At 30.0% G+C, this 22555-nt stretch carries 20 protein-coding genes; 18 read left to right on the forward strand and 2 right to left on the reverse strand.

Translation table 11 applies throughout. The features are described from left to right. Positions 1-39: 39 nt before the first annotated feature. Complete coding sequence (locus ACZ5SO_RS13405; RefSeq protein WP_464625269.1) at positions 40-1101, reverse strand: LacI family DNA-binding transcriptional regulator; 1062 nt, start codon at positions 1099-1101, stop codon at positions 40-42. Between the two features lie 259 nt (positions 1102-1360). Here ACZ5SO_RS13405 and ACZ5SO_RS13410 point away from each other — a divergent pair, with 259 nt between their 5' ends. The 12 genes from ACZ5SO_RS13410 to priA all read left to right on the forward strand — a co-directional run bounded on the left by ACZ5SO_RS13410 (position 1361) and on the right by priA (position 13114). Beyond that, a complete protein-coding gene (locus ACZ5SO_RS13410) occupies positions 1361-2377 on the forward strand; it encodes a C4-dicarboxylate TRAP transporter substrate-binding protein (RefSeq protein ID WP_464625270.1) in 1017 nt (338 codons plus the stop codon). A gap of 60 nt (positions 2378-2437) precedes the next feature. Further along, positions 2438-2935, forward strand: a complete 498-nt coding sequence (locus ACZ5SO_RS13415; RefSeq protein WP_464625272.1) for a TRAP transporter small permease — start codon at positions 2438-2440, stop codon at positions 2933-2935. Beyond that, positions 2929-4224, forward strand: a complete 1296-nt coding sequence (locus tag ACZ5SO_RS13420) for a TRAP transporter large permease (protein WP_464625273.1) — start codon at positions 2929-2931, stop codon at positions 4222-4224. The genes ACZ5SO_RS13415 and ACZ5SO_RS13420 overlap by 7 nt, the downstream gene beginning before the upstream one ends. A gap of 13 nt (positions 4225-4237) precedes the next feature. Continuing rightward, entirely contained in the window at positions 4238-5176 is a 939-nt protein-coding gene (locus ACZ5SO_RS13425; protein ID WP_464625274.1) for a glycerophosphodiester phosphodiesterase, read from the forward strand. A 169-nt stretch (positions 5177-5345) separates the two neighbouring features. Further along, on the forward strand, positions 5346-6320 hold the full coding sequence (locus ACZ5SO_RS13430) for a Gfo/Idh/MocA family protein (protein ID WP_464625275.1): 975 nt from the start codon (positions 5346-5348) through the stop codon (positions 6318-6320). A gap of 80 nt (positions 6321-6400) precedes the next feature. Further along, positions 6401-7915, forward strand: coding sequence for a glycerol kinase GlpK (glpK, locus tag ACZ5SO_RS13435; RefSeq protein WP_464625276.1), 1515 nt, complete (start codon positions 6401-6403; stop codon positions 7913-7915). A gap of 22 nt (positions 7916-7937) precedes the next feature. Continuing rightward, complete coding sequence (gene cdaA, locus ACZ5SO_RS13440) at positions 7938-8747, forward strand: diadenylate cyclase CdaA (RefSeq protein ID WP_464625277.1); 810 nt, start codon at positions 7938-7940, stop codon at positions 8745-8747. Next, complete coding sequence (locus ACZ5SO_RS13445) at positions 8737-9132, forward strand: hypothetical protein (RefSeq protein WP_464625278.1); 396 nt, start codon at positions 8737-8739, stop codon at positions 9130-9132. The genes cdaA and ACZ5SO_RS13445 overlap by 11 nt, the downstream gene beginning before the upstream one ends. Before the next feature lies 1 nt (position 9133). After that, positions 9134-9508 carry a holo-ACP synthase gene (acpS, locus tag ACZ5SO_RS13450; RefSeq protein ID WP_464625279.1) on the forward strand — a complete coding sequence of 125 codons (375 nt, stop codon included), beginning with the start codon at positions 9134-9136 and terminating at the stop codon, positions 9506-9508. Continuing rightward, positions 9495-10367, forward strand: a complete 873-nt coding sequence (truA, locus tag ACZ5SO_RS13455) for a tRNA pseudouridine(38-40) synthase TruA (protein ID WP_464625280.1) — start codon at positions 9495-9497, stop codon at positions 10365-10367. The genes acpS and truA overlap by 14 nt, the downstream gene beginning before the upstream one ends. After that, positions 10360-11127: a uracil-DNA glycosylase gene (locus ACZ5SO_RS13460; protein ID WP_464625281.1), complete on the forward strand. Its 768-nt coding sequence runs from the start codon at positions 10360-10362 to the stop codon at positions 11125-11127. The genes truA and ACZ5SO_RS13460 overlap by 8 nt, the downstream gene beginning before the upstream one ends. A 13-nt stretch (positions 11128-11140) precedes the next feature. Beyond that, entirely contained in the window at positions 11141-13114 is a 1974-nt protein-coding gene (gene priA / locus ACZ5SO_RS13465) for a replication restart helicase PriA (protein WP_464625283.1), read from the forward strand. Between the two features lie 6 nt (positions 13115-13120). On the opposite strand, the gene ACZ5SO_RS13470 is transcribed toward priA, so the two are convergent. After that, positions 13121-14833 (reverse strand): GGDEF domain-containing protein, encoded by a 1713-nt coding sequence (locus ACZ5SO_RS13470; protein WP_464625285.1) that lies wholly within the window; start codon positions 14831-14833, stop codon positions 13121-13123. Between the two features lie 666 nt (positions 14834-15499). On the opposite strand from ACZ5SO_RS13470, the gene ACZ5SO_RS13475 reads away from it, so the two are divergent. From ACZ5SO_RS13475 to ydjG, 6 genes are all read left to right on the forward strand, one after another. After that, positions 15500-16612 (forward strand): zinc-binding dehydrogenase, encoded by a 1113-nt coding sequence (locus ACZ5SO_RS13475; protein WP_464625287.1) that lies wholly within the window; start codon positions 15500-15502, stop codon positions 16610-16612. A 568-nt stretch (positions 16613-17180) separates the two neighbouring features. Then, positions 17181-18551 carry an MFS transporter gene (locus ACZ5SO_RS13480; protein ID WP_464625289.1) on the forward strand — a complete coding sequence of 457 codons (1371 nt, stop codon included), beginning with the start codon at positions 17181-17183 and terminating at the stop codon, positions 18549-18551. A 65-nt stretch (positions 18552-18616) separates the two neighbouring features. Beyond that, entirely contained in the window at positions 18617-19666 is a 1050-nt protein-coding gene (locus ACZ5SO_RS13485; protein WP_464625291.1) for an NAD(P)-dependent alcohol dehydrogenase, read from the forward strand. Between the two features lie 30 nt (positions 19667-19696). Further along, positions 19697-20533 (forward strand): class II fructose-bisphosphate aldolase, encoded by an 837-nt coding sequence (locus ACZ5SO_RS13490; protein WP_464625293.1) that lies wholly within the window; start codon positions 19697-19699, stop codon positions 20531-20533. A 1-nt stretch (position 20534) separates the two neighbouring features. Further along, positions 20535-21500: a carbohydrate kinase family protein gene (locus ACZ5SO_RS13495; protein ID WP_464625295.1), complete on the forward strand. Its 966-nt coding sequence runs from the start codon at positions 20535-20537 to the stop codon at positions 21498-21500. A gap of 34 nt (positions 21501-21534) precedes the next feature. Further along, positions 21535-22512 (forward strand): NADH-dependent methylglyoxal reductase, encoded by a 978-nt coding sequence (ydjG, locus tag ACZ5SO_RS13500; protein ID WP_464625297.1) that lies wholly within the window; start codon positions 21535-21537, stop codon positions 22510-22512. Positions 22513-22555: the final 43 nt, after the last annotated feature.

Consider the following 22555-nt stretch of genomic DNA (forward strand, 5'->3'; position numbering starts at 1 on the left):
ATATAATTTATTAATTAAAGCTGCTTTGGAGGTCTTATATTATTCTATTTTTCTTGGTAAAGATGTAGTTTCCCTCTTTATTAATCGGCTTTTGTAATCAATTCTTGTAACTTGAAGATTATCTTCATTATTTTCCTGATCAGTTATTTTGTTTGCTATTAAAGACATTGCTTTGACTCCTCTTTGGAATATTGAGTGTTCAATAGTAGTTAATTTCAATGAAGCGAATTTTGAAGGGAAAATATTATCAAAACCACATACACTGTAATCTTGTGGGATTCTTAACTTATTATCTTTAATTGCATTAATTATACCATAAGCAACCATATCATTGATGCCAACCATAGCTGTAATATTGCTATGGTTTTTTAAACAAATATTTGCTAGTTTATATCCTGTTAAAAATTCGATATCTGCAGTTGCAATCTCTTCCTCTGGTAATATATCTTGGCTTAAAACAGTGACATCAGGTAGTTTATGCTTGTTAAAAATGTATTTAATTCCTTCTAATCTTTTAGTTCTAGCTGTATGAAATTCATTTAAACTTGTAGATATATATGCTATATGTTTATGACCTAAATCTATTAAATGCTGTCCAATTAATTTTCCAGCCTCAAAGTTGTTTATATTAACAGTATCAAAATCGAAATTATTATTTTCATCTCCAACTGCAACTATGGGTATTTGTTTGCTTAACTCTTTAACTTCTTCAATTTGTTCAGGAATCATTGAAAATATAATTCCAGATATAGGAAGTTGAGAGAAGTTTTTTAAACTATCTCTTTCTATTGAGATGTCCCAATATGTTGTTTTTATTAAAGTTTTCATACCTAATTCTATAGCTTTTTGTTCCATGCCTTGAATTAATGTAGAGTAATATGGATTATAAACGGAAGGACAAATTATTAAAATTGTTTTACCAAGTAACGATGAATGTTTTTTATTTGTATAAAACATTTTTTTAGCAGTATCTTTTACGTAGATAATTGTTTCTTCAGAAAACCGATTAAGTTTTTTACCTGATAATATCATTGAAACACTTGCTGTAGATAAATTCGTTGCTTTAGCAATGTCTGATAGTGTAGTTTTTTTATTTTTCATTTTTCCCTTCCTTTCTAATATAATAAATCAGAATTTTCATATTCGCAATAAATTAAACAAAAAATTTAACATAAAATTAAGCAGAAAAAAATTAAGAACATATTGTATGCTTGTTTTTTTATTAAAAAATTTAACTTGACAACTATATATTCACCATTTAAAATTCAATTGCGTAAATTATTAAACATAATTTATTAATTATTAAAAATTGTTGTTTAAAAAATTGTTTAAAAATAATTTATTAAAAAAGGAGAAAACAATGAAAAAATCTATTTTATTTGTTATGTTATTGGGACTTTTATTAATGAGTCCAATGTTTGCAGGTGGTCAGCAAGAAGCAACATCCGATGAAGATTATCATCTAGTATTGAAAATGAGTCATGTATTTGCACCAAACGAACAATTAACAAAATCTTTAACAATTGTTGTTGATAATATTAAAGAGAGAACAAATGGTGCAATTGAAATTCAACAATATCCACAAGGTCAACTTGCTACATATAAAGATGGAGTAGAACAAGTTGCTTTAGGAGCAAAATTTATTTCTGTTGAAGATCCTTCATATTTAGGAGACTATGTTCCTGATTTTAATGCTCTAGTTGGACCTATGCTATATAGTAACTTTGATGAATATGAATATCTAATTAAAACTGATTTAGTACAATCAATGGTTGATGAATTAGAAGAAAAACATAGAATTAAAGTTTTAGCTTTAGATTATATTTTTGGATTTAGATCAATGATGACAAACAAAGTCATTAGAACCCCTGAAGATCTACAAGGTATGAAGATTAGAACACCAGGAAGCCAATTATTTATCGATACAATTAATGCAATGGGTGCAACAGCAACAGCTTTACCTTTCTCAGAAACAATTAGTGCTGTTCAACAAGGCGTTGTTGATGGATTAGAAGGTACAATGGATGCTTATGGAACAAATGGTAGTAGTGAAGTAGCTAAAAAAATGGCTTTAACTAATCACTTCTTAGGAACTTGTGGTGTTTATATTAACGCAGATTTATTTAACAGTATTCCTGAAGAATATCAAGTAATTATTGAAGAAGAATTTGCTAAAGGTGCTCAGCAAATGATTTCTGAAATTTCTAAAAACTATGAAACTGCTAAAGCTAATTTAGAAGCACAAGGTATAGAATTTAACGAAGTAGATCATGATGCATTTGTTGAAGCTGTAGCTCCTGTTTATGAAAATATGGAAGGTGTTACACCTGGAATTTTGGACAAATTCAAAGCTGAACTTGCTAAAATGCCAAAATAAAGTAAACTATTATCAGGCTGTTAATTATAACAGCCTGACTTCACTTTTATAGGGGGCTATATGAAAGTTTCATTTAAAACTGTCATAGCTAATTTTGAAGAAATTAGTTCTGGCTTTTTTCTTATTATTACAACAGTTCTTGTTTTAATAAATGTTTTTTTAAGATACTTCTTTAACATGGGAATTATATGGTCGGAAGAAGTTGCTACCGGTTGTTTTGTTTGGTGTGTCTTTTTAGGGTCTGCAGCATGCTATAAAAGGAAGTTGCATGTTGGAGTTGATATGATTGTTAAGAAATTTTCGCCAAAGGTTCAACATAAAATTAACTTAGTTGTTTATTTGATTTTATTAGTAATTAACTCCTCTTTAACATTAATTGCAATCCAATATTTAAGAGTATCTGCTAGAAAACCAACTCCAGTTTTGGGAATTTCTTCAGCTTTTATTAGTTCTTCAATTTTAGTTGGATTTTTCTTAATGACAGTTTATACAATTATTTTTTTAATTTCTGATGTTAAAGTTATTTTAAAAGATAAAAATGGAGGCACCCAATGTTAGCTATTCTTCCTATTATATTAGTTTTTCTTTTATATTTTTCAAGTATTCCAATATCTTTTGCTTTATTTGGGTCCACCCTTTTTTATTTTGGTTTAATTGATAACACTTCTCCAGTTGCACTCTTATTACAAAAATTTGTAACTAGTACTCAGTCTTTTCCACTATTAGCAATACCCTTTTTTGTTATGGCTGGCTCAATAATGAATTATAGCGGAATTAGCAAAAAGTTAATGCAGTTTGCGGATGTACTAACAGGTCATTTACCTGGAGGTTTAGCTCAAGCTAATGTTCTTTTGAGTATGTTAATGGGAGGTGTTTCAGGTTCTGCTAATGCAGATGCAGCTATGGAAAGTAAGATGTTAGTCCCAGAAATGGAAAAAAGAGGCTATGATAAATCTTTTTCTACTGCAATTACAGCAGCCTCTTCTGCAGTAACCCCTGTAATTCCACCTGGAATTAATTTAATTATTTATGCTTTAATAGCTAGTTGTTCTGTTGGAAGAATGTTTGCAGCAGGTTATTTGCCAGGTTTATTAATGACTTTATCTTTAATGGTTACAGTTCATTTAATTTCTAAAAAAAGAAAATATATTGCTGTTAGAGAAAAAAGAGCTACACATAGAGAAATTCTTAAACAAGGTGTTGATTCAATTTGGGCCTTACTTTTTCCCTTTGGTATCATTTTAGGTTTAAGAATTGGTTTGTTTACCCCATCTGAGGCTGGTGCTGTCGCTGTATTATATTGTGTAATTATTGGTAAATTTGTTTATAAAGAATTAAAGAAAGAAGATTTCATTCCTATAATGAAAGAAACTATTTATGGAACAAGTTCTGTAGTTTTGATAATAGTTGCAGCTAATGTTTTTGGTTACTATTTAAATTGGGAAAGAATTCCTCAACTTATTACAAGCTTCTTATTAAGTGTAACAACAAATAAGTACTTAATGTTATTATTATTTAATTTATTATTATTAGTTATAGGAATGTTTATCGAAGGTGGTGCTGCAATAATTATTTTGGCTCCATTACTAGTCCCTGTTGCAACTTCCTTAGGAGTTGATGTAATACATTTTGGATTAATCTGTATCGTAAATATAATGATTGGTGGACTAACCCCTCCATTTGGATCAATGATGTTTACTTGTTGTTCAATTACTGGTTGTTCATTGCAAGACTTTACTAAAGAAGTTATTCCTTTTATTGGTGCCCTAATTATTTCTCTATTACTAATAACTTACGTTCCAATGATTAGTTTAGCTTTACCAAATTTAATCTACGGAGCTGTATAAGGAGATAATTATTATGTTAATAATAGGTCATCGGGGTTGTAGCTATAAAGGATATAATCAAAATACAATTAGATGTTATAAAAAGATAATTGATCAAGGAGCTAGAGCTTTTGAGTTTGATGTACAACTGACAAGAGATAATCATCTTGTTGTTGTTCATAATTTAAATTTAAGCAAAGTTTCTGATGGGACAGGCTTAATTGTGAATAAAACTTTAGCAGAGATTAAAAGCTTACATGCTGGTAAAATAACTAATGGTAAAGATCCTATCCCAACATTAACAGATGTTTTAGAGTTAGTAGCTTCTTATGGAAAAGATAGAAGACCTGTAATGCATTTAGAATTAAAAGGTGATAATACAGGATTTTTTTCAGGACAAACCATAAAAAAATATATAGATAGTAAAAAATTAGATATTAATGATTTTTTAATTAGTTCTTTTAACTGGACAGAGTTAGATAAAATTAGAGAAAGCTGTCCTTCTTTAAAAATTGCTCTTTTAGATGGCTCAATAAGAAGGAAACAATTGCTAAATAAAATTGAATCTAATCCTTCAATTTTTTCTGATATCTTTTCGTATGGGGAAGAGGATTATATGTTACCATTTTCCTCATCTTTAGAAGAAGCTATCAAAGTTATTAATGAAAAAGTAAAAAGTGAGAAAGATAGAATTCTTTTAATTGAAGAAGTAAAAAAAGCCTTAAGAGGTGACTATTACAATGATGCTTTAATTGAATCAGCCTTAAAAATGAATGCCGTCTCTTTAAATTTGTGGTATCAAACAGTATCTAAGGACTTTATTAAAAAAGTTCAATCAAAAGGATTGAAAGTGCTTTTATATACTGTAAACGATAAAAAGGATATAGAAAATATTGTAAATTTAAACCCGGATGGTTTTTTCACAGATTATTATAAAGACTCTAAAGAATATTATGAGAGTTTAATACAATAGTTTAATATTTCTATTTTTTTTAAGAAATAATCCTCAACATTGGTTGAGGGTTTTTAACTTTTTTAACAGTCAAATTAATTTATTAAGCGTTACAATTGATGTTTTTTAGGCTATAATAAACAAAAGAAATTATACTGGCATTATAGACCAGTTAATATTAGGAGGCTTTATGAAAAATATTGGTATTTTAGGTCTAGGAAATATAGCAAGAAATATGGCAAATACAGTTAATGCAATGGATGATGTTAATTTATATGCCGTTGCATCTAGATCTTTAGAAAAAGCAGAAAAATTTAAAGAAGACTATTTAGCTCAGGTAGCATATGGTTCATATGAAGAATTAGTTAAAGATGATAATGTTGATTTAGTATATATAGCAACACCACACTCTCATCATGCTCAATTAATTGAATTAGCTATTAATAATAACAAGCCGGTATTGTGTGAAAAAGCTTTTACAACAAACTTAGACGAAGCTAAAAGAGTTATAGCACTTGCCCATGAAAAAAAGGTCTTTTTAGCAGAGGCCATATGGACAAGATATCTTCCCTCTAGATTTATGATTCAACAAATTTTAGAAAGTGGTCGAATTGGTGAAATAAGTCTTGTTGATTCTAATTTAGGTTATAGAGTTATTGGAAATGAGAGAATTTATAAAAGGGAGTTAGCAGGTGGAGCTCTACTAGATTTAACAGTTTATCCTATTAACTTTACATGTATGTTTTTTGGATCTGACATTAAGAAGATTAATTCAACTGTTATAAAATTAGACAGTGGTGTAGATGGAATGGAAAATGTTACTTTCGTTTACAATAATGGTATTTTAGCAACATTTAATACTAGTGTTTATTCAAGACTTAGTAGAAAAGGTACTATTTATGGATCTAAAGGATATATAGAAATAGAAAATATAAATAATCCCGAAAAAATAAGTATATATGATGAAAATGGAGAATTAGAAGAAGAACTTTTACCACCAGAACAGATAACAGGATTTGAATATCAAGTAAGAGCTTGTTTAGAAGCTATTGAAGAAGGTGAAATTGAGCCTAAACAAATGCCTCATACAGAAATATTAAGAATGATGGAAATAATGGATCAACTTAGAAAGAGTTGGGATATTGTTTTCCCTTGGGAAGAGTAGCTTTTTGTTATAAATTTAATTTTTGCTATTGCAATAAAAGTGTTTTATAATTGAAGAATATATAAAATAGGAGGACTTTAATGCAGTATATTGGCTCATTAGATCAAGGGACAACTTCAACTAGATTTATCATTTTTAACTCTGAGGGAGATATAGTTTCATCCCATCAAGTGGAACATAAACAGATTTTTCCAAAGCCAGGTTGGGTTGAACACAATCCAACAGAAATTTGGGAAAATAGTGTTACTTGTATTAAAGAAGCTTTAAAAAAAGCTAATTTAGAAGGTGGTGCTCTAAAGGGAATTGGGATTACTAATCAAAGAGAAACAGTTATAGCATGGAACCCTAAAACTGGTAAAATTTGGTATAATGCTATAGTATGGCAAGATCTTAGAGGTTCAGATTTTATAGATAGTTTAGAGGGAAAAGTAGATGCAGCTTGGCTTGCAAAAAAATCTGGTTTAAGACTTAGTCCATACTTTTCAGTCAGTAAAATAGTTTGGCTTTTAGATAACGTAAAGGGATTAAGAGAAGAGTGTGATAAAGGTAATGTAATATTTGGAACAATAGATACATGGCTTGTTTGGAATTTAACAGGAAGAAAAGCATTGGTAACTGATGTTACAAATGCTTCAAGATACGTTCTCATGGATATTAACACTTTAAAATGGGATGATGAATTATTGAAGATTTTTAATATCCCTAAAAAAGCTTTACCAAAAATCGTGCCCTCTAGTGGTGAAATTTATGGATATACTGAAAAAGATGGTCCACTATCCTCTTCTGTTCCGGTTTGCGGAATATTAGGTGATCAACAAGCAGCCCTTTTTGGACAAGCTTGTTTTACAGAAGGACTTGGGAAAAGTACTTATGGTACAGGCTGTTTCCTACTAGTTAATACGGGAGAAAAAGTATGTATCTCTGAAAATGGATTACTTACAACAGTTGCTTATCAAATTGGTAATCAAAAACCAAAATATGCTCTAGAAGGTTCTATTGCAGTTGCAGGAAGTTTAGTACAATGGGCAAGAGATAATTTAGAAATAGTTTCGAATCCCCAAGAACTTGATGAACTTGCTGCTAGTGTAAAAGATTGTGGCGGGGTATATATTGTTCCAGCTTTTAGCGGCCTTTTTGCACCATATTGGAGAAGCGATGCTCGTGGAGTTATTGCCGGATTAACAGGTTTTGCAACAAGAGCACATTTATGTAAAGCTATATTGAACTCAACAGCCTTTCAAGCATATGATATCTTCCAAACAATGGAAAAAGATTCTTCAATTACAATGAAAGTATTAAAAGTAGATGGAGGTTTAACAAACAGTCATCCTCTAATGCAATTCCAAGCAGATTTACTTGGGATTCCTGTAATAAGACCAAAAGTTGTTGAAACTACAGCTTTAGGCGCAGCTTATGCAGCAGGACTCAGTGTTGGAATATATAAATCCGTTGACGAATTGAATAATCATTGGAAAGAAAAAAAGAGATGGACTCCTACTATGAGTAAAGAAGATAGAGAAAATAGAGTAAAAAAATGGAAGAAGGCTGTTTCAAAAACCTTAAATTGGGTTGGCAATGATGATGAGAGCTTGTAAGATATTTATATAGAGGAAATATATGGATGGTTTAAGAAACATGCAAACAATTGATGCTTTAAAAGCTATTATACAGGTTGGTTTCCTAACCTGGGCTTTTTATCAATTCTATATGGCTTTAGATAGAACAAAAATCGATAGAATGCTAAAAATGATTTTTTATGCTCTATCTTTATATGGAATTAGTTTCGTCTTTCATTTAGACATCTTATTAAAAGTGTTTAATTTTTTAGCCATTCCATATGTAATTTTTTTATGTATAATTTTCCAAGCAGAATTGAGAAGGTCTTTTTTGACAGAAGGCCTTGGTAAATCTAGGCTTAAGTTAACATCAATTAATAATTATTCTGATCAAATTGATATAGCATTAAATGCTTGTTCAGTTTTACAGAGTAAACGACGTGGAGCACTATTAGTGTTTTCACGCCGTGATAGTTTAAATTCTGTAATAAGCTCTGGAACAATAATTAATGCTGATTTATCAATGCAATTAATATTAACAGTATTCGATCATGATACTCCGTTACATGATGGAGCCTTAGTCATACAAGATGGTAGAATAAGAGCAGCAGGTTGTTATCTACCATTAAGTGAACAAACAGATATAAAAAAGACCTTTGGAACAAGGCATAGGGCTGCTTTGGGTATTAGTGAGGAAACAGATTCTATTGTTATAGTAGTCTCAGAGGAAACAGGAGCTATTACTTTAGCTTACAATGCTAGATTATTTTATGATTTAGAAATAGATAATATAAAGAGAGTTCTTTTAGCTTGGTTTAGTAATAAAGATATAAGCGAAGAAGAGAAGGAAGAAAAAGAAGATGAAAAATAAAATTTCTTTATATTTATTAGATAACTGGAAACCTAAACTAATAAGTTTATTTCTAGCAATCTGTGTCTTTTTCTTTTATATGTTTTCTACTAACTCTAGTAGAATAGTAACTATCCCACTTGAAGTTATTATCCCTGTGGAATTAGAGGCAGAGAGTCTAGTACCTACTTCTGTCGAGCTTGAGATAAATGGCGATAATAATATAATCTATTTAGTAGACCCCAACTTAGTTGAAGCTAAAGCAGATTTTTCTAATATAGAAAAAGAAGGTATTAATAGTGTGCCAGTTGAGTTAAAATATGATGAAAAGATGTTTTCAAAAGGCAATATAAGTTTATCAACAAATCCAGCAACAGTTAAAATCTCATTTAAAAAAGGATTATAATTTGAATAAAATAGGTGTTGATATTGTAAATATTGAAAGAATTTCAAAGTTAAATGAGCATGCAATAAATAGGCTTTTTAATGAAAAAGAAGTTAAAAAAGCAAATACTTTTAAAAGTGATAAATTAAAAAGCGAGTTCTTAGCAGGTCGCTTTGCAGCAAAGGAAGCTTTGGCAAAAGCTTTAGGTGTGGGCTTTACAAAATTAATTCCCTCTGAAATAGTAGTAACTAATTTAGAAAGTGGACAACCAGTAATACAGTTAGAAGGAAAAACAAAAGAAACCTATCCAAATTTGGAAATACAAGTTTCAATAAGTCACGATTTTCCTTGTGCAGTAGCAGTTGTTTTAATAGAGGAATTTAATGGCAAGAGTTGATTGGAGAAGACCTCCTTTAAAGGATTTAGAGGAAGGCAAAGTCAGATATAAAATGGTTCTCTCCTATGATGGAAGAGCTTTTAATGGTTGGCAAACTCAAAAAAATGGAATTGGAGTTCAACAAGCAATAGAAAAAGCATTAAAGAAAATGTTAAACGAAGATATAAAGGTGATAGGTTCAGGAAGAACAGATAGTGGAGTTCATGCTATGGGGCAAGTGTGCCATTTTGATATAGTTGATAGAAAAATTCCACCTAGAGCTTTTTTAAATGTTATTAATTGCAATTTACCTCCAACAGTTAGAATCTTATCATGTGAACAAGTGGATGGATATTTTCATTCTCGCTATACAGCTTATGCTAGAAAATATAAATACTTTATAAAAAATGAAAATGAGATGACAGCTACCGATAATGGCTTTGTTGCTAAAATTAGAAGATTTCCTTCTATTGATTTATTAAATTCTTATGCTAAATATATTGTCGGAACCCATGATTTTACAACATTTACAGCAAGTAAAGATATGAGTCCTTCAAAATGTAGAGATATATATGAGTCATATTGGCAAATAGAAAAAGATAGATGGGGCTATGATGTATTAACTTATACAATTTGTGGTAATGCATTTTTATATAAAATGGTAAGATCTTTAGTAGGGACAATGATAGATTTTGCAATGAAAAATAGACCAGGTGAAGATTTTAAAAAAGCTTTAGAAAGCAAGAATAGAAAAATGGCAGAACGTACAGCAAATCCAAATGGCTTATTTTTAATGAATATTTCTTATGATGAGAATGAATACCTATGGTTTGAAGAAACTGCTGTTCCATTAACTAAATTGGATAATAAAAATGAATGAAAGTAAAGAGTTAGATAAAATAGTTGAATTATTAAAGATGACAAGCACTGCATTCAGTGAAGACTATTTAACTGAAAACAAAAAAGATATTCCTCTAAAATCTAGATCTTTACAAAGAGAAAAGTTTAAGAAAGCTATAAAACAAAAGCCTTTAATAAATGAGCAAAAACTTAATTTAAATGAAGGCAAAACTACTTTTTTAACTCAATATGGGAATCAAGATTATTTTGAATTAGAAAATACAGTTTTACATTGTTCAAAATGTGAAGCCGCTAATATTAGAAAAAATATAATATTTGGAAAAGGCGCTAGACCAGCAACCTTGATGGTAATTGGTGAAGGTCCAGGAAGAGATGAAGACAATAATAATGATATATTTATAGGTAAAAGTGGCCAATATTTACATAAATGGTTGCAAGCTATAGATATCAACATTAAAGAAGATGTGTATTTCTCAAATATTGTAAAATGTTTCAGTGGAACAAATCCAACTCAAACTATAGTCGATACGTGTTTACCATATCTTGAAAGACAAATAGAACTTGTAAATCCTAAAGTCATATTAATATTAGGTAAAATAGCTGCAAATAATTTATTTAAACAAAATGAAGGGATGAAAAATATGAGAGGGAAAATATATACATATAGAAGGATTCCTTGTATTGTTACCTACCACCCTGCAGCCGTTTTAAGAAATCCAAATTGGAGAAGACCAGTTTGGGAAGATTTAAAAAAAGTTAAACAATTGATTAACATATAAAGTAGGAAAATTAATGTTTGCAAAAGTATTATTCGATTTACCTTTAGATACAGAATTTACTTATAGAATTCCTGAGAAGCTTGAAGAGAGTGTAATGGTGGGAGTAAGAGTTAGTGTACCTTTTCGAAGTTATAGTAAAATCGGATATGTTATTGATATAGAAAATGAATTTAGTGCTAAATATAAAATTAAAGATATTAAAAGAGTTGTCGATAAAGAACCTTTATTTGATGAAAACCAGATTGAACTTGCAAAATGGATGGCAAATTTTTATCTCTGTTCAGTAGGTGAAGCATTAGCTCTACAAATACCAGGTGGAAAAAGAGAAAAAACTATTTCTATGAGTATTAATGAAGAAGATATTTCAACAAAGAAAATAGATAATTTATCCGATGAACAAGAAGAAGCTTTAAGAATTTTGAGGAAAAAAGAAAAAGCACTTTATTATCTCTATGGAGTGACAGGCTCTGGAAAGAGTGAGGTTTATTTTCGATTTGCAAACGATATAATAAAAGAAAATAAACAAGTAATTTATTTAGTTCCTGAGATAACATTAACACATCAATTAATTCAACAAGTTAGCCAAAGATTTTCTAAAGAAGTCGCGATACTACACTCTGCAATGACACAAAGTCAAAGACTCTCTCAATGGCTTAAAATTTTTAAAGGAGAAGTTAGCATTGTAATTGGTGTTAGGAGTGCTATTTTTGCACCTTTTCATAATCTAGGTTTAGTTATAATAGATGAAGAACATGAAAATTCATATAAAAGTTCACAGACTCCAAGATATCATGCTAGGCAAGTTGCACAACATATATGTAAGAAGACAAATGCAATTCTTATCATGGGAAGTGCCACCCCATCTTTAGAAGCCTATAAATTAATGAAAGAAAATCATATTACTAAAATAGATTTGTTAAAACGTGTAGGTTTTGGAAATATGCCTAAGATGAAAGTTGTAAATATGATAAATGAAAAAGGGATAATCTCTAGAGAATTAGAGAGGGAAATAGATAAAACTTTAAAAAACAAGAAGCAAGTTATTTTATTTTTAAACAGGCGGGGTTTTTCATATTATTTCCATTGTAGAAGTTGTGGATATGAAATGAAATGTCCGAACTGTTCAATTTCTTTAACATATCACAAAAATAATAACTCTATGGTTTGCCATTATTGTGGTTATAAATCAAGACCTATTAAAATTTGTCCGGAGTGTAATAGTTTAGATGTTGGATATAGAGGTTTTGGCACAGAGATGGTAGAACAAGAAGTTAAAGCCTTATTCCCTTTTGCTACTGTTGATAGATTAGATGGAGATGTTGCTAAAGAAAAAAAACAAATATTTTCAGTATTAGATAGATTTAAAACAGGTGAGACAAATATATTATTAGGAACACAAATGGTTGCAAAAGGTTTTAATTTTCCAAATGTTGAATTAGTTGGAATTGTTTTAGCTGATTCAGCAATGAATATCCCTGATTTTAGATCTCAAGAGAGGACTTATGCTTTAATAACTCAAGTTGCAGGAAGAGCTGGCCGTTTCAATGATAAGGGTAAAGTTATAATACAAACATTACAACCTGATAATACAGCAATACAGAAAGCTTTGAAAAGTGAGAGAGAAAGTTTTTATGATGAAGAACTTTTAATACGTGAAGAGACAGAGTTCCCTCCATATACAAGACAATTGAATTTAGTTTTTAGGGGATTAAATAAAGAGGAAGTTTATCAGTTTAGTGAACTCTTTGAAGAGAAATTAACTTATTTAAATACATTATTACAAGAAAAAAATGATGACAGTGTTCTCATTTATGGACCAAATGAATGTAGTATTTTTAAAATAGCAAACAATTATAGATACAACATATTAATGCAACATGATAAAATTACATTTTGCCAATGGCTAGTTAGAGAAACTTTAAAAATACTTAAAGTACCAAAAGGTATATATGTAGAAATAGATGTAGATCCTTTGCAAATAGTTTAGTATTAATTAAAATCTAAGTTTACTTTTATATAATATATTATAGAGATCATTATTTAATAATTTTTCCTTTATAAATTGTTTTTGAGACTCTTTGTTTTTATACATATCCTTATCAGCTTTTACAATCGCATTTTCTAAAGATTTATCATTTTCTTTTATATAGAAATGATAACCGAGGGCCATACCAAAATTATCTTCATTTGGAAGTAGTTTTTTTTGTAAATTCTTGCTAAAATTTATAAAACTATCTTTAGATTGAGATTTAATAATTCCAATAAATTCATCACCACCGATTCTAAATATTCTGCTATCTTTTGGAAATTCTTTTTTTAATATTTGAGAGAAAGTTTTTAATACTTCATCTCCCACTTTATGACCATTAACATCGTTTATAATTTTAAGGCAGTTGATATCAGCTAAAATAATTCCTATTGAATTAATATTGCTTTGCTCATCTTCAATAAAACGTTCATATGAATTTCTATTTTCAACTAAAGTAACAACATCTAAATAAGCTAATTTTTCTAAAAGTTTAGCTTTATTATCTTCTTTGTTAACTTCAATAAGGTTACCAATACTTCTATAAATAAAAATAATAGCAGCAATGGCCATACCAGTATGTAGTAAAGAAACCTTTCCAATCGATACATTAAAGATTAGAAGAACTTCCTCAGCTAATACAGATATTAGAATACTAAGGAGTGCTATAATACATGAAAAAATTGATTTCTCACCATTTATATAGATTTTAATAGAAATAGAAAATAGTATTATGACAAATAGTAAAATTAAACTTCCAATAAATGATAAAAAATGAAGGTATGAAATACCAAGAAAAGAGGTTATTGATATAGGAATATATAAAAATAAGATACCGAATGAAAAATATTTCAGAATTTTATAAGAATTAATTTTCTTATAATTAATCTTTGTATAAAACCAAAGAGTATAGGGAAATAAAAACATAGAGAGTAAACTTAATTCCATAGGAAGAGCAGGATTTATTATATTTAATAGTTGTTTTGAATTAGATTGGAAGAAAACCCAAGAGCCTAAACAAAGCAATAAAAGGGACAATGAGAGAAAAAAGGGACTACCAATTTTTCTATTAAAAATTAATAAATTTCCTAAAAAAACTAAACCAAAGGAAATTAATATAATTCCAAAAAATAAGGATCTGTAATTTTGACTGAAGGCATTTGTTAATAAATATCCTTTATTTCCAGTAAATATAGGGTATAAATGTTTTGCAAAAGGATTGTTAATTGGAGTATAAAGACTTATTTTCATTTGTTTTGAGCTACTGTTTTCAGGAAGTCTTATAAAATGCCAATATCCGCCTCCATATTCTTTAGCATCCTCTTGATAAGAATTATAAATTTCCTTGTTATCTAGGTTAACAATTACACTATATCCTGAAACTTTAAAAGAAATAAAAGACTTATTTATATTATCATCAGAAGGTAAAGTTGAAATCAATTCAATTTTTTTATTTTTTACAGAAGTTTGTAAAATATAGGGAAGTTTTGATTTAGCAATAAAGATTCCATCCTCATATATATCAAACTCCAAATCTAGTTTATTACCAAAATCAGAATCAAAAATACTTGGTCCTTTTACGTTATATATTCTAAATATATTAATTATAAAGAAAATAAAAACTATAATTAATGTACTTGTTATAATATATTTATTAGGAGACTTATTTTTTTCTTTCATATAAACATCTTAAATGGTTGGTGTAAATCAAGCAAGTTAATTTTTATAAAATTAATTTTTATTTACTAATATTTTATATGAAATATATTTTTAGATGTAAATATTTTATAAAAAAATAATAATAGTGTAAAATTTATAATTTATATAATTTTTTATTATATAGAAAAGCGAATAAAAATTTTAAAATCAATTAACTATATTCTGTAAAAAAGATGAGTTTTTTTAATTGTAGGAAGAACAAATAAATTAATTAGAAATGGAAAAAAGCAAAGCTTTTATTTTTTTTAATTAGTTTCAAATATTTTTTGATATAAAATACTGTGAAATACAGAAAATTATAAAAAATTGAGTAAAAAATATCTAAAATTGTTTGTAAAAAAGCATAATAATATTTTTTTTCTGTGAAATAAAGATTTTTCTTGACAGAAACAAAAAGATAGCTTTAATATATATTTGTGTCAGATAAAATATAGTTTTTCAATTTTAATAATTGTCATAAAATGAGAATTGTATTTATTAAAAAAATTAACAAAACTAGTTTCTTGCATATTAATTTATAATTTTTAAATGGCTTGGTCTGATTTAAATTTTAAATTTATGTGACTTAGAATAATGGAAAAGAAACTACACTGGAAGTTTATTCCAGAGAGAGTATAGGAGAGAAAAATGAAAGCATTGGCAAGGTATGGTAAAGCCTTTGGCGGGTATCGTTTGATTGATGTTCCAATTCCAGAATGTGGGCCTGAGGATATTATCTTGAGAGTAAAAGCGGCTGCGATATGTGGTGCGGATATGAAACATTTTAAAGTCGAAAATGGTTCAGATGAATTTAATTCAATTCGCGGACATGAATTTGCTGGAGAGATTGTAAAAGTAGGTGAACAAGTTCGAGACTGGAAAATTGGTCAAAGAGTAGTTTCTGATAATAGTGGTCACGTTTGTGGACATTGTCCAGCTTGTGAAAGAGGAGACTTCCTCTGTTGTGAAGAAAAAGTAAATGTGGGCCTAGATAACAATCGTATTTGGGGTGGTACAGGCGGATTTTCAAAATATGTTAAAATTCCTGGAGAAATTTTAAGAATTCATAAGCATGCAATTTGGGAAATTCCAGAGAATGTTAAATACGAAGAAGCTGCAGTATTAGATCCAATCTGTAATGCTTATAAAGGAATAGCTCAACAATCTAAGTTTTTACCTGGACAAGATGTAGTTGTCTTTGGAACTGGCCCACTAGGTTTATTTTCTGTTCAAATGGCAAAAATAATGGGTGCTGTAAATATTGTTATGGTAGGTCTACAAGCTGATGTAAAAGTTCGTTTTGATGTTGCTAAAAAACTTGGAGCAACTCATTGTGTAAACGCCTCAGAAGAAGATGTTGTTGCTCGTTGTACTGAAATTTGTGGACGTGATAACTTAGGCTTAGTTCTTGAATGTTCAGGTGCTAATATTGCTTTACAACAAGCCTTAGAAATGTTGCGTCCTAATGGTGAAGTTGTTCGTATAGGAATGGGTTTTAAACCTCTTGAATTCTCAATAAACACAATTACCGAATGGAATAAGAGCATTATTGGCCATATGGCTTACGATTCTGAATCATGGAGAAATGCAATAAGACTATTAGAAAGTGGTGCTATCAATGTACAACCTATGATAACTCATCGTCTTGGTTTATCTCAATGGGAAGAAGGCTTCCAAGCTATGGCAGATAAAGAAGCTATTAAAGTTATCTTTACATATGATTTTGATGATGCTGATTCAAATGATTATTTAGATAAGTAATAAAAGTAAGCAATATTATATCTAGCAAAATACTAGGTATTCTATAAAAATAAAATTATCTAAGTCTTTTACCTTGTTATAAGTGTTTTTACTATAAGTTTAGTTTAAGAATATCTTAATTAAAAGATGTTTTTAAAATTCACTCTAGAGCGTATTTTTAATACCTCTAGAGCCTACAGCCAGAGTTTTTTTTCTGGCTGTAGGAAGGTGTTGTCTTTTCAAGTTATCAAAAGTAAAAAAACAATGATTTTATTTTATTAGATGCACTCTAATAAATCATTGAAAGTTAGAAAAATTTGATAAAAATATTTTTTTAAACACTTATAAAATATTTAAGACTTAATCTTTAAAAAATGAAAGTAGGGAACTTATGGATTCTGGTATATGTTATTTGTTTTAAAATTAAAGGCTTGTAGTGATTGTTTTCCACCCCTTTATTTGTATTAAGCAAAACAATAGAGAGTTCATAGGAAATTTAACAAAACGATTTTGATAGTACTGAAAAAGTTGCTATCGAGAAATATTAAAATTAAAAGAATTTTAACTAAAAAACAAAAGAGGTAAGAAAATGTCTAATACAAATTCTCCAAATATTGGTGCTCGTCTTGATCGGTTACCAAATTCAGGATGGCATGTGAAAATGTGGTTAGTTACAGCGTTTGCACTATTAGTTTGTTGGTCAAACGGTATTGGGGGGTCAGTTCAAAACATACTATTGAATGAGTTAGGTTGGTTGAAACCTGGTACAGCACTTCTCGCAATGTGGTCTACAACATACACAATTGGTCAACTTTTTGGAGCTCTTATTGGTGGTCCCATTGGGGATAAAATTGGTAGAAAGAAAAGTATTCTTTTATATGAAGGTATGCATATCTTTGCTATGATTGGTGGTGCAGCCTCTCCTAATGTTTATGTTCTTTATGTATTTAGATTATTACAAGGACTTGCTTTAGGGGCACTTTTAGTTGTTCTGTTTGCAGGCTTTACTGAATATGTACCTGGCAGAAATCGTGGAACTTGGTCAAGTAGATCATCCTTTATTGGTAACTGGGCTCATCCTGTAAGTAACGGAATTGCTTTATTAATCTTTGCAACAGGTCTTAGCATGAGCATGACTTGGAGAGTTCAATACATGATTCCATCAGCATTATCTATTATTGCAAGTATTCTTGTATATAAAAAATTCCCTGAGTCTCCAAGATGGTTAGAAGCACAAGGAAGATTTGAAGAAGCTGATGAGATAATGACAAAAATTGAAAAAGAAATTGAAGAATCTACAGGTGTTCCTCTTCCAGAAGTTACTCAAGCTCCTAAAGAAGTAAAACAACTTCCTTATTCAGCTTTATTTAAAGGTAAATTATTAAGACGTACAATTGTTGGTTCCCTTGTTTTGATTGGTATGAATACTATTCAATATACTTTGATGAACTGGATGCCTTCTATGTTAAATTCTTTAGGATTCGATACATCTCAATCACAATTTATGACTATGTTTGGCTTGTTTGGAGCTCCATTCGGTATTTTCATAGCTTCTTTAATAATGGATAAAGTTTCTAGAAAAACAATGGGTGTAGCTCTTCTAGCTGGTATGGCAGTTCTTGGAATTATTACAGGAAGACAGACTACTATGTTATCTTTAATTGTATCAACTTTCTGTCTAAATACAGTAATATATATGTATGTATGTTATGCATCAGCTGTATATGTTCCAGAAATGTGGCCAACCTCAGCAAAACTTTCAGGATCTGGTTTTAGTAATGCTATGGGTAGAGTAAGTAATGTATTTTTCCCATTCCTTGTTACCTTTATTGCTAATTCTGTAGGTGCAAGTGGTGTGTTTGTATTAATTTCTATTGTTGCACTAATAATTGCCTTATCAATTATTTTCCTTGGTTTTGATACCAAAGGTGAGTCAGTAGAAGACATTGGTAATGTTTAAAAAATATAAATTACTGCTGTCCTAAATTGTTTAAAGGACAGCAGGATAATAAATGGAGAAAAATTATGAGTAATTCAGAAGCAATTCTTGTTACACCAAAACATTTTGAAATACAAAAATGTTCTGTGCCTGAACCAAAAGAAAATGAAATCTTATTAAAAGTGGAATATGTAGGAATGTGTGGATCAGATATTCATGGGTTTGAATTTGGCCCTTTTATTCCGCCTAAAGATCCTAATCAAAAAATCGGGCTTGGGCATGAAGTTGCAGGTGAAGTTGTAAAAATAGGCTCTAATGTTACAAAATTCAAAGTAGGAGATAAAGTTCTAATCGAACCTGGTGTTCCTGATGATACTTGTGAATATTGTAGAAAAGGGCAATATAATATTTGTCCTGATGTTGATTTTATGGCAACACAACCAAATTATAAAGGAGCACTATGTGAATATATGGTACATCCTGAAGAGTGGACATATAAGATTCCTAAAGGAATGAGTACTCTTGAAGGTTCTTTGGTTGAACCTGCTGCTGTAGGTATGCATGCTGCAATGTTAGGAGATGCAAAATTAGGTAAGAGCATTGTTATTTTAGGTGCTGGTGCTATAGGACTAATGACTCTTCAAGCTTGTAAAAGTCTAGGCGCTACAGATATTACAGTAGTTGATGTAATTAAAAAGAGATTAGACTTGGCATTAAAACTTGGAGCTGCAAGAGTCATTAATGGTAAAGAAAAAAATACCGTTGAAGAGATTGGAAAACTTTATGCATCTCATGGTGTTGAGTTAATTTTTGAATGTGCTGGAGCAGTTGTTACAGCCCAACAAGCAGTACAAATGGTTGCTAGGGGTGGTAAGATAATGATGGTTGGAACTCAATCACAACCCGTTCCCATCAACTTCTTAAAAATCAATCGTGAAGTTACAATTCAAACTTCTTTCCGTTATTGTAATAATTTCCCACAAACTATAGAAGCAATATCTACAGGCAAATTTAATGTAAAAGATATGGTAACTCATATTTATGATTATAAATATGTTCAAAGAGCTTTTTCTGAAGCTATTGATCCTGTATTTAAGGCGGAAATAATTAAAGGTGTAATTAAAGTTAGCGAGTAAAAAAAAAGTAAATATCAAGGAGATAAATCAATGTTGGGAAATATAAAATACTGGGAAAATAAAGCTAAAGATGGACAATATGCTATTCCACATTTTAATGTTTGGAATGCTGAGATGTTAATGGGTGTTATTGATGCTGGAGTAGAAGCTAAAGCTCCACTTATTATATCATTTGGTACAGGCTTTGTAGGGAATACTTCTTTTGAAGATTTTTGTTGGATGATGAAATCTATGGCTGAAAAAGCACCTATTCCTGTTATTAATCATTGGGATCATGGTAGGAGTATGGAAATTATTAAAAATGCTTACACTCATGGAATGAATTCTGTAATGAGAGATGCTTCTTCTCTATCTTTTGAAGAAAATATAAAAGAGATTAAAACAGCTGTAGATTATTTTCATCCATTAGGTATCCCAGTTGAAGCAGAACTAGGACATGTTGGAAATGAAACAATATATGAAGAAGCCCTTTCTTCTTATTCATATACAGACCCATCTCAAGCTCACGAATTTGTTGAAAGAACAGGTTGTGATTCTTTAGCTGTAGCAATCGGAAATGTACATGGTCATTATAGTGCAGAGCCTAAGTTAAACTTTGAAGTAATAGAAAAATGTCGTGATGCTGTATCTGTTCCTTTAGTATTACATGGAGCATCAGGAATTAGTGATAAAGATATAGTTACCGCTATTTCTTTAGGAATTTCTAAAATTAATATTCATACAGAACTTTGTGATGCTGCAATGGCTGCAATAAATAAAAATACAGATAAATCGTTCTTAGAATTAGAAAGAGCAGTAAGACTTTCTGTAAAAGAAAGAGCTCTTAGCAAAATACGTTTATTTGGGGCTGATGGTAAGGCGGAATAAAGTGGAAAAAAGAAACTTAGATGTTATATGTTTAGGTGCTGCGGTAGTAGATATTCCTCTTCAACCTGTTGATAAAAACATATTTGATTTCGAATCATATCCTTTAGAACAAATTTCTATGACGATTGGTGGTGATGCGATAAATGAGGCCACAATTATATCAAGATTAGGAAAAAAGGTCGGATTGGTAAGTCTCATTGGTACAGATGCAGTTGGTAACTATATTTTAGAGCATTGTAATAATAATGATGTAGATATTTCAAGTATGAAAATACGAGATGGAATTGATACTTCTATAAATGTAGGCTTAGTAACTGCAGATGGTGAAAGAACTTTTGTTACAAATAGAAATGGAAGTCTTTGGAAAATGACAATTGATGATGTAGATTTAAGCTACCTATCAAATGCAAAGATTCTATCATTTGCTAGTATTTTTAATAATCCTAAGCTTGACAATTATGCAATGGTAAAAATATTCAAAACTGCTAAAAAGAATGGCATGATTATTTGTGCTGACATGATTAAGCCAAGGTTAGGTGAAAGTTTTGATGATATTGCTCAAGCTTTAAGTTATATTGATTATTTTTTCCCTAACGATGAAGAAGCCCGTCTTATGACTGGGGAGTCTGAAATTCCAAAAGTAGCTGATAAAATTCTATCATATGGAGTTAAAAATGTAATAATCAAAACTCATGAAGATGGTTGTTATATAAAAAATAAAAAAGAAACTATAATAGTTCCTATTTTTAGAGGAATCACTCCTATTGATACAATTGGGGCAGGGGATAATTTTGCTGCTGGATTCATTTCAGCACTTGTTGAAGGAAAATCTCTTGTTGAGTGTGGCCAATTTGCTAATGTTACAGCATCTATAGCAATACAAAGTATTGGTGCAACAACAGGTGTTAAAAACCGAAAGATGGTAGATGACAGAATGGTTGAATATCTTAAAAATCATTCTATTTAAAAAGACATAATATTAAATCATATGGAGACAAAACATGAGATATATGAATCTAGGTAAATCTAAAAATAAAATTTCTAAAATAGGATTAGGTACGTGGGCTATTGGAGGAGGCCCTGCTTGGAATGGCGATATAGATGAAAGAATTTGTATCGATACCATTGTAAAAGCAGTTGAAACTGGTATTAATATAATTGATACAGCTCCTGCCTATAATTTTGGTAATAGTGAAGTTATAGTCGGTAAGGCGCTCCAAGAAGTGAAAAGAGAAGATGTTTGTCTTATTACAAAGTGTGGAATAGTTTGGGACAGAGAAGGAGCTTTATTTAATAAAGTTGGGGACAGACAATTATATAAATTACTTACCCCAGCATCTATTAGAAAAGAGATTGAAGAAAGTTTAAAACGTCTTAAAACAGATTATATCGATGTTTATATGACTCACTGGCAAGCTGTTGAACCATTTTATACACCTATATCTGAAACAGTTGAAGAGTTAAACAAGCTTAAAGCAGAAGGTAAAATTAAGAGTATTGGTGCTGCAAATGTAAATAAAGAACATATTTTAGATTATGTTGCTGCAGGAGATCTTGATTTAGTTCAAGGAAAATATAGTGTATTAGACAGGTCTGTGGAAGAAGATTTACTTCCTGTTTGTAAAGCTAATCAGATAACATTACAAGCTTATTCTCCTTTAGAACAAGGACTTTTAACAGGTACTATTGAGAGAGGTTATGTACCAACTGGTGCAAGAGCTAATAAAAAATGGTGGCAAAAAGATAAAATGGATAAAGTTTTAGATATGCTAGATCAATGGAAGCCTTTATGCGAAAAATACAATACTAATGTACCAGCATTAGCTTTAGCTTGGGTTATGAACCAAGGCGATAATATTACTTTATTATCAGGTTCAACAACTCCTGAACAAGTTGAGAAAAATGCAAAAGCAGCGAACATTGTATTATCGGATGAAGATAATAAGCTTATGAAAGATATGGCATTGGCCTTAGAATAATTTTTTAAAAATGGACAGTATTTTGCTTTTCTGAAACAAAGAT

Source organism: Pleomorphochaeta naphthae, assembly GCF_055396005.1.

Bases quoted from the DNA above. Each gene is read 5' to 3' on its own strand.
- ACZ5SO_RS13480 (WP_464625289.1), top strand. From the start codon at position 17,181: ATGTCTAATACAAATTCTCCAAATATTGGTGCTCGTCTTGATCGGTTA.
- ACZ5SO_RS13460 (WP_464625281.1), top strand. From the start codon at position 10,360: ATGAATGAAAGTAAAGAGTTAGATAAAATAGTTGAATTATTAAAGATG.
- ACZ5SO_RS13420 (WP_464625273.1), top strand. From the start codon at position 2,929: ATGTTAGCTATTCTTCCTATTATATTAGTTTTTCTTTTATATTTTTCA.
- ACZ5SO_RS13430 (WP_464625275.1), top strand. From the start codon at position 5,346: ATGAAAAATATTGGTATTTTAGGTCTAGGAAATATAGCAAGAAATATG.
- ACZ5SO_RS13410 (WP_464625270.1), top strand. From the start codon at position 1,361: ATGAAAAAATCTATTTTATTTGTTATGTTATTGGGACTTTTATTAATG.
- cdaA (WP_464625277.1), top strand. From the start codon at position 7,938: ATGGATGGTTTAAGAAACATGCAAACAATTGATGCTTTAAAAGCTATT.
- ACZ5SO_RS13445 (WP_464625278.1), top strand. From the start codon at position 8,737: ATGAAAAATAAAATTTCTTTATATTTATTAGATAACTGGAAACCTAAA.
- ACZ5SO_RS13470 (WP_464625285.1), bottom strand. From the start codon at position 14,833: ATGAAAGAAAAAAATAAGTCTCCTAATAAATATATTATAACAAGTACA.
- ACZ5SO_RS13485 (WP_464625291.1), top strand. From the start codon at position 18,617: ATGAGTAATTCAGAAGCAATTCTTGTTACACCAAAACATTTTGAAATA.
- ACZ5SO_RS13490 (WP_464625293.1), top strand. From the start codon at position 19,697: ATGTTGGGAAATATAAAATACTGGGAAAATAAAGCTAAAGATGGACAA.
- ydjG (WP_464625297.1), top strand. From the start codon at position 21,535: ATGAGATATATGAATCTAGGTAAATCTAAAAATAAAATTTCTAAAATA.
- glpK (WP_464625276.1), top strand. From the start codon at position 6,401: ATGCAGTATATTGGCTCATTAGATCAAGGGACAACTTCAACTAGATTT.
- ACZ5SO_RS13425 (WP_464625274.1), top strand. From the start codon at position 4,238: ATGTTAATAATAGGTCATCGGGGTTGTAGCTATAAAGGATATAATCAA.
- truA (WP_464625280.1), top strand. From the start codon at position 9,495: ATGGCAAGAGTTGATTGGAGAAGACCTCCTTTAAAGGATTTAGAGGAA.
- ACZ5SO_RS13475 (WP_464625287.1), top strand. From the start codon at position 15,500: ATGAAAGCATTGGCAAGGTATGGTAAAGCCTTTGGCGGGTATCGTTTG.
- ACZ5SO_RS13415 (WP_464625272.1), top strand. From the start codon at position 2,438: ATGAAAGTTTCATTTAAAACTGTCATAGCTAATTTTGAAGAAATTAGT.
- priA (WP_464625283.1), top strand. From the start codon at position 11,141: ATGTTTGCAAAAGTATTATTCGATTTACCTTTAGATACAGAATTTACT.
- ACZ5SO_RS13405 (WP_464625269.1), bottom strand. From the start codon at position 1,101: ATGAAAAATAAAAAAACTACACTATCAGACATTGCTAAAGCAACGAAT.